Source organism: Bradyrhizobium sp. 215_C5_N1_1 (genome assembly GCF_052075935.1).
Classification (GTDB): Bacteria; Pseudomonadota; Alphaproteobacteria; order Rhizobiales; family Xanthobacteraceae; genus Bradyrhizobium; species Bradyrhizobium barranii.
This window is the reverse complement of the sequence record NZ_CP197228.1, coordinates 1,184,130-1,197,744: the sequence shown is the minus strand read 5'-3', so window position 1 is coordinate 1,197,744 and position 13,615 is coordinate 1,184,130. Positions and strand designations below refer to the sequence as shown.

Below are 13,615 nucleotides of genomic sequence, written 5' to 3'. Positions count from 1 at the left end.
CCTACTTGCTGAGAAGCTCTGCGACCTCGGCCTTGAGGAAGGCCTGATCGCGCGGATTGTTGACGGGGTTGCCGGCGCGATGGCCGTGCAGCGACGGGATCGGATGCAGCACCGCCGATTTTGCGTTGACCAGCCTGCCGAGTTCGTCCTCATTGTCGCGGACGTCGAAATAGCGGTCGGTCGCACCCGGCATCAGCAGCATATGCGCCTTGATCGCGGCCAGCGCCCGATCGAGGTCGCCATCGAATGAAGCGCAACGACTGATGTCACCGCGCTGCCAGATCCCGGCCTGCGCGAGGAGATCGTTGGCATCACGCCGGGCAAAGGTCGCGTCCCAGTTCCGAACCAGATAGTCCTCGAGCGAGGTGAAGCCCGCCTCGCGCCAGAGCTCGTCACGATAGAAGCCGTGCGACATCGCCCACCCGGCATAGACGCGTCCCATGGCGCGATAGCCGGCAACGGGCTTCTCGACGAAGCGGCCGTCGCGGAAGGCGGGATCACCGGTCAGCGCAGCCTTCACGCTTTCGAGGAAGACGTAATTATATGGCGCGCAGCGCGCACTGCCGCAGACCACCGCGGCCCGCGCCACCATGTCAGGATGCAGCGCCGCCCAATGATAGGTCTGCATGCCGCCCATCGACCAGCCATAGACCAGCGCGAGTTTTGTGATGCTGAAACGCTCGGTCAGCAGCCGGTGCTGGATCGCGATGGCGTCGTGATAGGTGATTTGGGGGAATGGCGCCTCGCCGGAATTCGACGGCGAGGACGACAGGCCGTTGCCGAACAGGTTCGGGATGATGATGAAGTAGCGCGTAGGGTCGAGCACGCCATCGGGCCCGATCAGCCATTCCGTGTCGTAGTGTTGGGCGCTGAACGAGGTCGGGTAGAGGATGACGTTGTCCCTGGCGGGGTTGAGGGTGCCGTAGGTCTTGTAGGCGAGCTTCATCGCGGGGAAGACGGCGCCGGACTGAAGCGTGACGTCGCCGGCCTCAAATATCTCGTAGTCGCGCTGCCCGGTCATGCGTCCAACTCCCGCTCACGCGGCCGCAGCATGCGCCCGCCGAGACAACGATGCATTGTTCGTGCCGGACCGGCAAACGCATCATTGCGTCGCGCTTAATATCTGTACTTATAGTACAGTTATTAGATCGGAACAAGGGGGTTTGGTCGTCACGCGTCAGGCGATGGCCGCGATGTATCGCTGCACGGACGCCGCGAATGCGGCCTTGGCGCCGGAGGCGATGTTGCGGCCCCACCAGGCGCCGTAGATGCGGTCAAAGGCGAGCGGCTCCACAGCGGCCGCGATCCGCCGCACCGCGGCGGCGTTGAGCGGCATGTAGTTCGGATAGGAGTACATGAAGCTGACGAAGCGCCGGTCCATCGTCACCTGCGCGATATCGCCGGTGAGCAGCGCGCCCTTGCCCTCCGCACCGCGCACATGGTGCAGCATGGTGGCGCCCGCGAAATGACCGCCGGTGCGCAGCAGCAGCACATCGTCGGAGATGCGCTGCTGATCGCCGGTCCAGTGCACGATGGCGGGATGCGGCCGCATCACCCACTGGCGGTCATCAGCATGCAGATAGACCGGCACGCCGCCGAACGCCTCGCTCCAGTCGGCAAACGCGCCGTAGAAGTGTGGATGCGAGATCGCGATCGCCTTCAGCCCGCCGAGCGAGCGCACATGCGCGATGGCTTCCGGCGTCGCCAGCGGGACGCAGTCCCACATCAGACAGCCGTCGCCGAGCGGCACCAACAGCGCGCGCTGGCCGATGGCGAAGCTCGGCTCGGACCCGATGCCGTTGAGGCCGAGATCATCCCGCCAGGCAAGGCGGTGCCGTTCCGCCAACGCTTCGCGTGTGAGGAAGGTTTGGCCCTTCCAGTTCACGAACTGCCGCTCGTCCTCGCAGATCGGACAGGATGCGGGCGGTTTTTCGCTTTCAGGAAATTGGGCGCCGCAGGTTTCGCAGGTCCAGAGGGGCATGGCCGTGATCCAGAAGAAGAAGGGGACACCCACGAGATGACGCCGTGGCCCTCCCATCGCAAGTGCGGAGGAACCAACCCGCTAGCACATGTTACTTTCCGGTCCGCCCCGGCGCCAGTTGGCCGGTCATGTCAGCCCGTCTTGTCAGCCCTGCGTGTGCAAGACCGTCTCCGCCGGCAGTCGCTCAACGTCTCGATGGCATCGCGCTCCGCTCCCCGCCTCTGTCGGGCTATCTCGGCTACAAGTTCGGCTATGTCGCCGTGTTCGTGCTGGCGGCCGCGTTCGGCGTCATCGCAATCGCCTGCGTGCTGATGATCCCCGCAAAGGCGATCGACGATCGCGCCTCGCGCGGCTGCAACGAGGATGACCCCGACAGCGCGCCGGATGCGTTCACCATGCTGCTCAAGCACCGGACGCTGCTCGTGCTGGCGCTCGCGCTTTTTCATCTCGGCAACGCCGGGCTGCGGCACCAGGTCGCGGTCACAGCGCGTCATTGCGAGTGGCTTATCACGCAATCCGGCGCTTTTGCGGTTGCGGAGCACCGGCCTGACGATACAACCTGCCGTAAATCGCCAACTAACCTGCCCTTCCCGATCGATGATCCAGCCTCAACTCTCATTCGATGGCGACCCGAATGGCCAGGCCTATGAAAGATGGCGCGAGCAGTTTTGCCGCCAGGTCGCCGACGTCGATTTCGTTCCGATCGGGGAAGGACGTGTTCACCGGACCATTTCGCCGGCCATCCTTCCGCGCCTCCGACTCTCGGCCTCGTTCGGCACGCCGATGTCCTTCGTATCGCTGGGGACGAACGACGAATTGGTGATCACGATGTCGCCGAATTCGGCGCTGAGCGGGGCCATGGGACGACGTCCGCTGGAGGTCGCCGCCGGCGACGTCACGATCGGCGACCCCTCGATCAAGGGCGCCCATATCACCCAGACGACGCACGGCAACTTCCAGACCGCGCTACTGCCGCGCAAGGCGCTGCTGCGCGCGTGCCCGAATGCCGAGGACCTGATCGCGCAGTCGATCCCCGGCGCCAATCCGATCACCTCGATGTTCCTGCGATATTATGATCTCGCGCACACTTATGCCGACAAGCTCGCGCCCGCGGAGCTCGATGCGGTCTCGCAGCATTTGTTCGACCTCTCCGTGCTGATGATCGGAGCGCGCGGCGATGTCGCCGAGCAAGCTCGCATGCGCGGCCTTGCGGCGGCGCGTCTCGAAACCCTCAAATCCGACATCCTGGCCCAGCTCGACAACCCCGCGCTGTCGCTCACCGTCCTTTCAGCCGCGCACCGGATCAGCCCGCGCACGATTCAGTTGATGTTCGAGCAGGCCGGCATCACCTATAGCGGCTTCGTGCTGGAGCAGCGGCTGCTGCGCGCCGAGCGGCTGCTTCGAAATCCAAACCTGCGCGCGCGCAAGATCATCGAGATCGCGCACCTCGCCGGCTTTCACGACGTTTCCTACTTCCATCGCGCATTCCGCCGCCGCTTCGGACGGACGCCCGACGACGTCAGGAAGCTTTCTGGCGAGATGGGCTAAGGAAACTCAACCACGATCTTGCCGAAGTGACCGCCCTGCTGCATCAGCCGCAACGCGTCCGGCACGGCATCGAAGCCGAACGCACGGTCGATGACCGGCTTCATGCCATTGCGGCCGATCGCGGCCGTCATCCCCTCGAACATCCGACGGCTGCCGACTGACAAGCCGATGACGTGCAGGTTCTTGGAGAACAGGCTCGGTATCGCGATCTGCTGCGAGAAGCCGGTGAGCACGCCGATCACCAGAATGTTGCCACCGACCCTGATAGCCTCGAGCGACTGTGCAAAGGTATCCTTGCCGCCGACCTCGACGACGTGGTCGACGCCGACGCCGGTCCAGTCGGCCGCCGCCTTGCCCCATTCCGGCACCGTACGATAATTGATGGTGTGGTCGGCGCCGAGCGTTTTGGCACGTTCGAGCTTCTCGTCGCTCGACGACGTCACGATCACGCTCGCGCCGGCGAGCTTTGCGAATTGCAGCGCGAAGATCGAGACACCGCCGGTGCCCTGCACCAGCACGGTGTCACCAGGTTTCACCTTGGCCTCTTCGAACTGCGCGCGCCACGCCGTGAGGCCGGCGCAGGGCAGCGTCGCCGCTTCCAGGAATGAAAGGTGCGATGGAATGCGGCTGACGCCCTCGGCATCGAGCAGCATCACCTCCTGCAACACGCCCGGCCGCGTGCCGCCGAGCGCATAGCGGCGGCTGGTCGCCGATACCTTTCCGTCGATCCAGGACTGGAAGAACATCGGACAGACGCGATCGCCAACCGCGACGCGGGCAACGCCGTCGCCGACCGCGATGACTTCGCCGGCACCATCCGAGAACGGGATCAGCGGCAATCGTGAGACGCCGCCCTTGCCCTGCACCGTGAGCAGATCACGATAGTTGAGCGATGCCGCCTTCATCCGCACCGCGACCTGGCCGGGGCCAGGCGTGGGCTCGGGCAGATCGACCAGCTCCAGCCCCTCGATCGACCAGTCGCGCTCGACCTGCCAGACCTTCATGGCGACCGCTCCGTGCTTACGCCCCAAAATTCTTCTGGATCGCCTTGTCGAGCGTCTCGCCGCCGACGAAGCGTTGGCGCAATTCGCGCTTGAGCAGCTTGCCGCTCGGGTTCTTCGGCAGGCTGTCGACGAAGATGACGCGCTTGGGCACCTTGAAATGCGCCATCTGGCCGGCGCAGTGCTTGATGACGGCGTCCTCCTCCAGCGTCTCGCCGGTCTTGACCACGACGATCGCGGTCACCGCCTCGATCCAGCGCGGATCGGGCAGGCCAACCACGGCAACCTCGGAGACCGCAGGGATGCGGTAGACCATCTCCTCGACCTCGCGACTCGCGACATTCTCGCCACCGGTCTTGATCATGTCCTTGACGCGGTCGACCACAGTGATGTGGCCCTCGGCATCGACGGTGGCGAGATCGCCGGAGTGAAACCAGCCGCCGGTGAAGGCCGCCGCGGTCTTCACGGGGTCATTATAATAGCCGGAGAGCAGATGCGGCGAGCGGTGCACGATCTCCCCGACCTCGGCGACTTTCACGTCTTCCATCGCCGTGTTGACCACGCGCGTCTCGACGTTGAGCACGGGCTTGCCGGCCGAACCGGCCTTGCGCAGCTGGTCCTCGGGCCGCAGCACGGTCGCGAGTGGCGCGATCTCGGTCTGGCCGTAGAAATTCCAGAATTTGACATTGGGCAGGCGGCGCTGAAGTTCGAGCAGCACCTCCACCGGCATGATCGAGGCGCCATAATAGCCCTTCTGAAGCGTCGACAGATCGGTCTTGTCGAAGTTCGGCGAGCGCAGCATCGCGATCCAGATCGTCGGCGGCGCGAAGAAGGACGTGATCTTGTGCGCCTGGATCAGCGCCAGGATATTGTCGGCGGTCGGTTTGCCCGTGATCACGCCGGAGGCACCGAGATAGATCTGCGGCCCCAGGAAGACGTCGAGCTGGGCGCAGTGATAGAGCGGCAGCGCGTGCAGGAACTTGTCGTCCGCGCTCATGCCGCCGTCGATGATGCAGCTCACGTACTGCCACATCACGGCTTCATGGGTCAGCATCGCGCCCTTGGGCAGCGATTCCGTGCCGCTGGTGTAGACGATCTGTGCGAGATCGCGGCTGTCGACGGAGGCCTCCAGGAACGACCCGTCGGGGCTGAGGAGATCGTCGAAATTGGTGAGGCCCGCGGGCGCGGATGCCGGATCCTCGCCCGGCAGCCAGATCATCTTCTCGACCTCGCAATCCCTGGCGCTTGCGGCCTTTGCCGGCTCGACGAAATCGGGGCCGGTCGCAAGCAGCTTCGCGCCGGAGCTTTTCAGGATGAAATTGATCTCATCCGGGTTGAGCATGAAATTGATCGGCACCAGCACCGCACCGATCCGCGCCAGCGCGAAGCGCAACGCCGCAAACGCGTGCGAATTGCGTGAGAGCACGGCAACGCGATCGCCCTTGCTGACGCCGAGACCGAGCAGGCCGCGTCCGAGCCGGTTGCAGATCGCGTCCATCTCGGCAAACGTCCAGCTGACATGGCCGCAGCTCACTGCGAGCTTGTTCGGCTCGCGGACTGCCGAGCGGCGCAAGAGATCGCCGATGGAATGCTCGCGCGCTTTCGAGATGGTAGCCGCGATGTCGCCGGTCATGTGTTCCTCCGTGTAACGTCTTTGTTTGTTGGATTTCTTGGCTGAAATCTTGCGTCTTCATCAGGCGCCTATCTGCGCCGGGCCGCCTGGGCGTGCTCCATGTACATGTGCTCGACCGACCGATCGAGCGAGGCGATTTTCTCGAAACCGCGCCGCCAGTCCTGCAAGTGCCGGCGCGTCCAGAGCACGCCCGCCTCGCGGTCGCGGCGGCGGATTGCGTCGATCAGATGGCGATGCGCGGCGACGAGGCGTGGGCCGCCTTCGGCAACGCCGGTCACGATCATCTCTGTGGTCGGATAGAACAGCTGCGCCGCCGGCTCGCGTGCGAGCTGGAGCACGCGGTTCTGCGAGGCCTTGGCGACCAGCACGTGGAATTCGGCATCGCATTCGGCAAGCGTGGCGGGATCGCCGACCACGGCCTCGCTGCGCACGAGATTGCCGGTGAGCTCGGCGAGGTTCTCTTCGGTCGCGCGCTCCACCGCGCCTTCGATGCTCGCCACCTCCAGCGTCATCGAGGCCTCGTAGAGCTCGCGGAACGTGACCTCGTGCAGCACCAGTGCGCGGCTGAGGCGGCTTGCGAGCTTGGTGTAGCGCGGCAGGCAGGCGTGCAGACGGCGCGAGGAATCGCGGCTGATCAAGCCGCCCTCCTCAAGCACGCGGATGCCTTCGCGAATGGTCGAGCGGTTGACACCGAACTGGCGCACCAGATCATGCTCGGTGCCGATGGGATCGCCGGGCTTGATGCGCCCATTGACGATCTCGCGCTCGATGGCGTCGGCGACTTTCTGATAGGCCGGCGCGACATCGATCGGACGGAAGAGCGGCGAAATCGGCACGGTAACCCCCAATGGCGTTTGTCCGACAAACTATAGGATCGCCCCGAAGACGCGTCAAACTGCGTCATTCATGCCGCAGATGCAGCAAATTGACTCCTTGGGAACCTCGCTCTAACTTTGTCGGACAAAGGGACAGAATAGTCCCGTACAAGAGGAAACGTATCCATGAGACCTATCGCAGCACTCGTGTCTGCGGCCGGCTTGCTGTCGGCTGCCCTGATCGTCCCCGCCTCCGCCCAGCAGACCCCGCTCAAGATCGGCGTGCTCTCCGACTTCTCCTCGGTCTATTCCGACATCGGCGGCCAGGGGAATGTCGAAGCCACCAAGATGGCGATCGAGGATTTTGGCGGCCAGATGTTCGGCAAGCCGATCGAGATGGTCGCAGCCGACGTGCTCAACAAGCCCGACGTCGCCTCCACCATCGCGCGAAAGTGGTGGGAGACCGAGGGCGTCGACATGATCATCGACCTGCCCACTTCCGCCACCGCGCTCGCGGTGATGGAGCTGTCCAAGCAGTACGAGAAGGTGATGATCGTGACCGATGCGGCAAGCTCCGACATCACCGGCAAATCCTGCTCGCCCTACACCGCGCACTGGACCTATGACACCTATTCCAACGCCCACACCGTCGGCAGCGCCATCGTCAAGAACGGCGGCGACAGCTGGTTCTTCCTCACCGCGGACTACGTGTTCGGTCATTCGATCGAGCGCGACACCGGCGATGTGGTGAAGGCAGCCGGCGGCAAGGTGCTCGGCAGCGTCAAGCATCCGCTCAACACGGCCGATTTCTCGTCCTTCCTGCTTCAGGCCCAGGCCTCCAAGGCCAAGATCATCGGGCTCGCCAACGGCGGCGGCGACACCATCAACGCGATCAAGCAGGCCGGCGAGTTCGGCATCGTCGCCGGCGGCCAGAACCTGGCTGCGATCGTGATGTTCATCTCCGACGTGCACAGCCTGGGGCTCAAGCTCGCGCAGGGCCTGATCATCACCGAGGCCTATTACTGGGACCTCAATGACAAGACCCGCGCCTTCGGCAAGCGTTTCCAGGAGCGCATCAAGCGCATGCCGACGATGAACCAGGCCGCGACCTACAGCGCCACGCTGCACTACCTCAAGGCCGTGCAGGCCGCCGGCACCAAGGACACCAAGACCGTGATGGCCAAGATGCGCGAGCTGCCGGTGAAGGATGCCTTCACCGACAACGGCATCCTGCGCGAGGACGGCCGCATGGTGCACAGCATGTTCCTGTTCCAGGTGAAGAAGCCCGAGGAATCCAAGGGCCCGTGGGACTATTACAAGCTGCTCGCCGAAGTGCCGGCCGACCAGGCGTTCCGGCCGCTGAAGGACGGCGGCTGCCCGCTGGTGAAGTAACGCTGACGACCGACCTGCATCGCCTCGCGCGGTGCAGGTCCTCTAGCGGCGCCGCAAATCCGATGGGCTGTGGCCGAACTTCCTGCGGAACGCCGTGCTGAAATAGGACGAGCTGCTGAAGCCCAGCTGATAGGCAACTTCGGTAATCGACAGCGACCGCAGTTCCGGCCGCGTCAGCACGTCGTAGCAGCGCTGCAGCCGGCGATCCAAAATCCATTCGGACACCGAGACATCGGTCAGCCGAAAGAGATAATGCAGATGCCTGAGCGAGACGCCATTGCTCTTCGCAATCTTCTCCAGCGACAGATCCGCATCAGTGAGGTGCGCCTCGATCCAGGCCTTGACCGAGCGCAGGCGGGCCTGCGCAGCGCTCGCATCCTCGGAGAATTCGTCGCGCTCGCCCATGTCGAGCGCGAGCGCCAGCACGTCCATCAGCTCACCGCCCAGTCGCGTTCTCGCGGTCTCGTCGAGCGGCGCGCCTTCCGCGGCGAGCGTCGCACAGAACTCGGCGGCAATCCGGCCAAGGCCGCGGCTCGTGGCCATCGTAGTGACGACCGGCAGCCGCCCCTCGCTGAAGCGCGCCGAGAATTCCGCGCGCGGAATCTCGAGATAGAGCGATCGCACCTTGCCGACGCATTCGAGATCATAGGCTTCGGAGGCCGAGAAGATCGCGCTCACGCCGGGATTCGACAGCAGGGTCTGGCCGGCCTGGAGCACGTTGACCCGGCCCTGCTGGACGAATTCGACATAGTAGCAATCCTTGTCGAGCTTCGCGATATGCCGCTCGCGGCGCGAGATGCGCTGCTCCGACAGCAGGACGTCGGTCATCGTCACCGCGCCGAACCGTGCCTCGCGGATGAAGCCGTGATAGTCGGACCGCTCCTCGGCATTCACGTCGACATGGACGTAGACGTCGCAGATCGCGCCTTGCCACGCGGCGTAGCGTTTGGACGGCTCCAGATCGTCTGTCGAAAACACCAGGTTCATCGTCCGCCCATCCGTTGCGCCGCCATGATGAACGTCGTTTGTGCATCGCACAAGCTGGCCACGCATCGAGATTCTAGAGGGCCGCCGCCTACACGCAAGACCGTTTGCGCGGAGAAGCAAAAGCTTTGCGCTCCGGAGCAAGCCGCGCTCCGGCATGTGGCCTATGAAGAACAAAAAGCAGTCCACAAAATAGGCGGGAAACGTTCGCTTGCGTCAGGTCCAGTCAACTGCTGCACAGCTTGCCGTGCCGCCCGAATGGCGATGCCCGTGAGCAGCGCCTTGTCATCGCAAGTCACAACCCGGTTCACGCAGCCGGTCAAAACCATCGCCGATATCGAGGCGTTGGAGCAGCGGCCTTACGATTCGCTCATCCCTGCCCGCAATCTGCTCGATCTCTTCGAAGCCACGGCGCACCTGCATCCCGATCGGCCTGCACTGACGGTGCTGACCAAAGGCTCGCGCGAGCCGGGCGACGCGACGCTGACGCACCGGCAATTGCTTGCGGAGATCATCCGCGCGGCCAATCTGTTCCGGTCGCACGGGATCGGCGAGAGTGGCGGGACCGCCGCGTTCCTCTGTCCGATCCTGCCGCCACTGTTTCCCGCATTGCTCGGCGCCCAGGTCGCGGGCGTCGCCAGCTCGATCAACTATCTCCTGAACGAAGACGCAATCGCCGACCTGCTCGAGGCGCAGAACGCGACTGTGCTGGTGATCCCGGCCGAAGCGGCCGATCGCGCGATCTGGGCCAAGGCGGCCAACGTCGCGAAACGCGTCCCGTCGCTGAAGACCATTTTTGTGATGGGCGCGAACGGTCCGCTGCCTGGAGGATCTCTAAACTTCAATGAGACGGCCGCGAGCGCGCTCGGCACACTGGACTTCGCACCTTCGACCGATCGCAATGCGATCTGCGCCCTCTTCCACACCGGCGGGACCACCGGACGACCTAAGCTGGTTCGGCTGACACATGGCAACCAGATCCATGCGGCCTGGAGCTTTGCGCAGGTCCACGGACTGGATGAGCTGGACGCCGCCGTGAACGGTTTTCCGCTGTTTCACGTCGGCGGCACCATGACGCTCGGCCTGTCGATTCTCGCTGCCGGCGGTCATGTGATCATTCCCTCGCCGTACAGCCTCAGAAGTCCCGATGCGATTCGCGACTACTGGCACACGGTGGAGCGGTTTCGCGCGACCATCGTGAGCGGAGTGCCGACTTCGATTGCCGCTCTTGCCGAGGTGCCGATCGGGTCCTCCGATGTCAGCACCGTTCGCATGGCGCTCACCGGCGGGGCCGTGGCTCCCAAGGCTGTCAGCGACAGGTTTCAGGCGCGGACCGGGATTACCTTGTTCGAGACCTACGGGATGACAGAAACCGCGGCAGCGATCGCATTCAATCCCGGCCGTGGCACTCCTGTGCAAGGCAGCGTCGGCTTCAGGGCGCCGTTCGCAAAGACCAAAATCGTCGCTCTGGCCGATGCCGAACTGAAGACAGAGTGTCCGCCTCTCACCAGCGGTCTTGTCCTCGTGAGGGGACCGCAGGTGTTTCCCGGATACGTCGATCCCCAGCACGACAAGGGCGTTCTCACCGACGACCACTGGATCGTCACCGGCGACGTCGGCTATCTCACCCCGGATCAACGCCTCGTGCTGACGGGGCGCGAGAAGGACCTCATCGTACGAAGCGGTCACAACATCGACCCTGCCGCAATCGAGGACGTCGCGAACGCCTTCCCCGGTGTCCAGATGAGCTCGGCCGTCGGCATGCCCGACGCCTACGCGGGAGAGGTTCCAGTTCTCTTCGCGGTGCCCTCCCCCGGACAGACAATCGATCTGGCGCAATTGCGCGAGCATCTCGAACACAACGTCAATGAGCCTCCTGCGAGGCCGAAGCGCGTCGTCCTGCTTGAAGCTCTTCCGGTTACCGCCGTCGGGAAGATCTTCAAGCCCACGCTTCGCGATCTCGCCGTCCGGGAAAAGGTCAGGACCGAGATCGATCGCATCTTCGGCCCCGACACCGCGGCGGATATCGTCGTCGGGAAAGACGAGAAGCTCAACACAGTCGTCAGCATCTCGGTCCATTCCGGTGATCTGGATCGAACAAAGATGCTCGTCGAAAGCCTTGCAACGCTTCCACAAACCTATCGCATCGAGAACCGATCGTCCTGACGGTCGCGCAACAGCCGGGTCGAAGAAAGGCAAGACGGGGATGAAGCGCTTTCGTTTCAATCAGCAAGAGATCGTCTTCGCAGTCTTCGCGCTGCTGTTCCTTGTGTTTTCGATCTTCCTGCGCGGCTTTCTGACGCCGGACAACATGCTGACGCTGCTCCAGAACGTGGCAGTGCTCGGCATCCTCGGCCTTGCCATGGCAATCGTCGTGATCGGACGCGGCATCGACATCTCGCTGATCGCGGCCCTTGCGGTGCCGCCGGGACTGGTGCTCCAGATGGTGCAGAACGGTCATTCGCTACCGGCCTCGCTGCTGACCGCCGTCCTGCTCACGATTGCCTTTGGCCTCGTCAACGGCTGGCTGATCGCCTATGCCGAAGTCCCTTCGCTGTTTGCGACGCTGGCAACGGGCCTGTTGCTGGCCGGGCTCGGGCAGACCGCGCTGTTCCAGCTCGACGTCGTGCAATGGAGCCCGGGCATGGACGGCTTCGAGCGGCTCGGACAAGGCACCATTCTCGGCATTCCGACGTCGATCTGGATGTTCGCAATTGCCTGCATCGTGGTCGCGTTCCTGCTGCGCCAGACGCGCTGGGGCGCCTATATCTATGCGATCGGTGACAACCCCTATGCCGCGCGTGTCACCGGCATTCCCTCTCGCCCGATCATCGTCCTGCAATATGTGATCACCGCCCTGATCGGCTGCTTTGCCGGCCTCGTGATGGCGGCATCCGTCAACTCGATGCCGACCCGCATCTTCAACTCGACGCTCATCTATGACGTCATCCTGGTCGTCGTGCTTGGCGGCATCGGGCTATCAGGCGGCCGTGGCGGCGTGCTCAACGTCGTCATCGGCACGCTCGTTATCGGAACGATGCTCAACGGTATGACCATCATGGACATCTCCTACGCCGGGCAGAATCTCATCAAGGGCGTGGTGCTGCTGCTCGCCGTCATCACGGATTCCTTCCTGAATCCGCGCAACGAGGAAACGGCACAACAGGGCGACATCTGAGCGATCCAACAATAACGACAACCACAACCAAGGAGGAAGCAATGAAGCATTTCGGCAACCCGACAAAGGCAATTGTTGCCGCACTGGGTCTTGCGGCAATGACCGCGCCGGCCCTCGCCCAGCAGGGTCTGGATGAGCCGTTCCAGAAGCCGTTCAAGGAGGCGCTGGCCGGCAAGACCGTGGCCTATGTGCCGGTCGCCATGAACTTCGACCTCACGGAGGGCTGGTATGCCGGACTGAAGAAGGAGCTCGAGCCGTTCGGCGTCAAGTTCGTGATCCGCGACGCCAACTGGAATACCAACGCCGGCGCCCAGGCGGTCACCTCGCTGATCTCGGAGAAGCCGGCGGTGATGGTGGTTCATAATCCGGACGTGCAGACCTACGCCAAGCTGCTGCAGCGCGCCGAGAACGAAGGCATCTACGTCATCCAGATCAACATGGGCTCTGCCTATCGCAGCTCGGCCTTCGTCGGCGCCAATTGGGTCGAGATCGGCGAACGCCAAACCGAAGGCGTGGTCAAGGCCTGCGAGGGCAAGTCCAACAAGATCGCGATCATCCAGGGTGCGCTGTCGGCCGCCGCGAGCGCCTATACGCTGAAGGGCGTCGAGAACGTGCTCGCCAAGCATCCTGAAATCAAGGTGGTGTCGAGCCAGGCCGCCGATTGGGACGCCGCCAAGGCCAAGGCGATCACCCAAACGGTGCTGAAGCAGAATCCCGATCTCTGCGGCATCGTCGGCTTCTGGGATGGCATGGACATCGGCACGGCAGCGGCCGTCAAGGAGGCCGGCCTCACCGGCAAGGTGTTCGTGGCAACTTCGGGCGGCGGCGAGCGCAAGGGCGCGTGCGAACTGGTGAAGTCGGGCGCGTTCGATCTCAACATGAGCTACGACGTGCCGACCCAGGCCGCGCAGATGGCCGGCACCATCAAGTGGCTGCTGTCGTCGGGCGTCAAGCCCGGCTCCGTCAAGGGCTCGGAATACACGACGCTGATTCCGATCACCAAGGAGAACGCCGATAGCCAGATGGCCTGCTGGAATCTCAGCGACCTCAAGAAATAATTGTCGCGACGCAAGACCCTGGCGT

The 13,615-nt window shown here is 63.8% G+C and carries 13 protein-coding genes; 6 read left to right on the top strand and 7 right to left on the bottom strand.

All coding sequences use genetic code 11. The features are described from left to right. Position 1: 1 nt before the first annotated feature. Positions 2 to 1,021, bottom strand: a complete 1,020-nt coding sequence (locus AB7G19_RS05560) for an alpha/beta fold hydrolase (protein ID WP_085403534.1) — start codon at positions 1,019 to 1,021, stop codon at positions 2 to 4. Positions 1,022 to 1,177: 156 nt separating this feature from the next. Beyond that, entirely contained in the window at positions 1,178 to 1,981 is an 804-nt protein-coding gene (locus AB7G19_RS05555; RefSeq protein ID WP_085403580.1) for an MBL fold metallo-hydrolase, read from the bottom strand. 260 nt (positions 1,982 to 2,241) lie between these two features. On the opposite strand from AB7G19_RS05555, the gene AB7G19_RS05550 reads away from it, so the two are divergent. Further along, the gene (locus tag AB7G19_RS05550) at positions 2,242 to 2,631 is read left to right on the top strand and encodes a hypothetical protein (protein ID WP_441267739.1); all 390 of its coding nucleotides are present in this window, start codon (positions 2,242 to 2,244) and stop codon (positions 2,629 to 2,631) included. Between the two features lie 69 nt (positions 2,632 to 2,700). On the opposite strand, the gene AB7G19_RS05545 is transcribed toward AB7G19_RS05550, so the two are convergent. Continuing rightward, entirely contained in the window at positions 2,701 to 2,841 is a 141-nt protein-coding gene (locus AB7G19_RS05545; RefSeq protein ID WP_231143863.1) for a hypothetical protein, read from the bottom strand. Between AB7G19_RS05545 and AB7G19_RS05540 the strand changes: the two genes are divergently transcribed. After that, a complete protein-coding gene (locus AB7G19_RS05540; protein WP_245328533.1) occupies positions 2,840 to 3,529 on the top strand; it encodes a helix-turn-helix domain-containing protein in 690 nt (229 codons plus the stop codon). The genes AB7G19_RS05545 and AB7G19_RS05540 overlap by 2 nt on opposite strands. On the opposite strand, the gene AB7G19_RS05535 is transcribed toward AB7G19_RS05540, so the two are convergent. The 3 genes from AB7G19_RS05535 to AB7G19_RS05525 form a co-directional block, all read right to left on the bottom strand. After that, positions 3,526 to 4,533, bottom strand: a complete 1,008-nt coding sequence (locus AB7G19_RS05535; protein ID WP_063980911.1) for a zinc-dependent alcohol dehydrogenase family protein — start codon at positions 4,531 to 4,533, stop codon at positions 3,526 to 3,528. The two genes, AB7G19_RS05540 and AB7G19_RS05535, sit on opposite strands and share 4 nt — an antisense overlap. A 16-nt stretch (positions 4,534 to 4,549) precedes the next feature. Continuing rightward, the gene (locus tag AB7G19_RS05530) at positions 4,550 to 6,163 is read right to left on the bottom strand and encodes an acyl-CoA synthetase (protein ID WP_063980910.1); all 1,614 of its coding nucleotides are present in this window, start codon (positions 6,161 to 6,163) and stop codon (positions 4,550 to 4,552) included. Between the two features lie 68 nt (positions 6,164 to 6,231). Further along, a complete protein-coding gene (locus AB7G19_RS05525) occupies positions 6,232 to 6,999 on the bottom strand; it encodes a FadR/GntR family transcriptional regulator (protein WP_283017990.1) in 768 nt (255 codons plus the stop codon). Between the two features lie 165 nt (positions 7,000 to 7,164). On the opposite strand from AB7G19_RS05525, the gene AB7G19_RS05520 reads away from it, so the two are divergent. Continuing rightward, a complete protein-coding gene (locus AB7G19_RS05520; protein WP_085403529.1) occupies positions 7,165 to 8,370 on the top strand; it encodes an ABC transporter substrate-binding protein in 1,206 nt (401 codons plus the stop codon). Positions 8,371 to 8,412: 42 nt separating this feature from the next. Here AB7G19_RS05520 and AB7G19_RS05515 read toward each other — a convergent pair whose 3' ends face one another. Beyond that, positions 8,413 to 9,357 (bottom strand): helix-turn-helix domain-containing protein, encoded by a 945-nt coding sequence (locus tag AB7G19_RS05515; protein WP_063980908.1) that lies wholly within the window; start codon positions 9,355 to 9,357, stop codon positions 8,413 to 8,415. A gap of 24 nt (positions 9,358 to 9,381) precedes the next feature. Between AB7G19_RS05515 and AB7G19_RS05510 the strand changes: the two genes are divergently transcribed. From AB7G19_RS05510 to AB7G19_RS05500, 3 genes are read left to right on the top strand one after another with little or no spacing between them, the layout of a single operon-like run. Continuing rightward, positions 9,382 to 11,520 (top strand): AMP-binding protein, encoded by a 2,139-nt coding sequence (locus AB7G19_RS05510; protein WP_441267738.1) that lies wholly within the window; start codon positions 9,382 to 9,384, stop codon positions 11,518 to 11,520. 40 nt (positions 11,521 to 11,560) lie between these two features. Beyond that, positions 11,561 to 12,532, top strand: coding sequence for an ABC transporter permease (locus AB7G19_RS05505; protein ID WP_014498319.1), 972 nt, complete (start codon positions 11,561 to 11,563; stop codon positions 12,530 to 12,532). 41 nt (positions 12,533 to 12,573) lie between these two features. Next, the gene (locus tag AB7G19_RS05500; protein WP_063980907.1) at positions 12,574 to 13,590 is read left to right on the top strand and encodes a sugar ABC transporter substrate-binding protein; all 1,017 of its coding nucleotides are present in this window, start codon (positions 12,574 to 12,576) and stop codon (positions 13,588 to 13,590) included. Positions 13,591 to 13,615: the final 25 nt, after the last annotated feature.

Bases quoted from the DNA above. Each gene is read 5' to 3' on its own strand.
- AB7G19_RS05560 (WP_085403534.1), bottom strand. From the start codon at position 1,021: ATGACCGGGCAGCGCGACTACGAGATATTTGAGGCCGGCGACGTCACG.
- AB7G19_RS05555 (WP_085403580.1), bottom strand. From the start codon at position 1,981: ATGCCCCTCTGGACCTGCGAAACCTGCGGCGCCCAATTTCCTGAAAGC.
- AB7G19_RS05540 (WP_245328533.1), top strand. From the start codon at position 2,840: ATGGGACGACGTCCGCTGGAGGTCGCCGCCGGCGACGTCACGATCGGC.
- AB7G19_RS05545 (WP_231143863.1), bottom strand. From the start codon at position 2,841: ATGGCCCCGCTCAGCGCCGAATTCGGCGACATCGTGATCACCAATTCG.
- AB7G19_RS05535 (WP_063980911.1), bottom strand. From the start codon at position 4,533: ATGAAGGTCTGGCAGGTCGAGCGCGACTGGTCGATCGAGGGGCTGGAG.
- AB7G19_RS05530 (WP_063980910.1), bottom strand. From the start codon at position 6,163: ATGACCGGCGACATCGCGGCTACCATCTCGAAAGCGCGCGAGCATTCC.
- AB7G19_RS05520 (WP_085403529.1), top strand. From the start codon at position 7,165: ATGAGACCTATCGCAGCACTCGTGTCTGCGGCCGGCTTGCTGTCGGCT.
- AB7G19_RS05515 (WP_063980908.1), bottom strand. From the start codon at position 9,357: ATGAACCTGGTGTTTTCGACAGACGATCTGGAGCCGTCCAAACGCTAC.
- AB7G19_RS05510 (WP_441267738.1), top strand. From the start codon at position 9,382: ATGATGAACGTCGTTTGTGCATCGCACAAGCTGGCCACGCATCGAGAT.
- AB7G19_RS05505 (WP_014498319.1), top strand. From the start codon at position 11,561: ATGAAGCGCTTTCGTTTCAATCAGCAAGAGATCGTCTTCGCAGTCTTC.
- AB7G19_RS05500 (WP_063980907.1), top strand. From the start codon at position 12,574: ATGAAGCATTTCGGCAACCCGACAAAGGCAATTGTTGCCGCACTGGGT.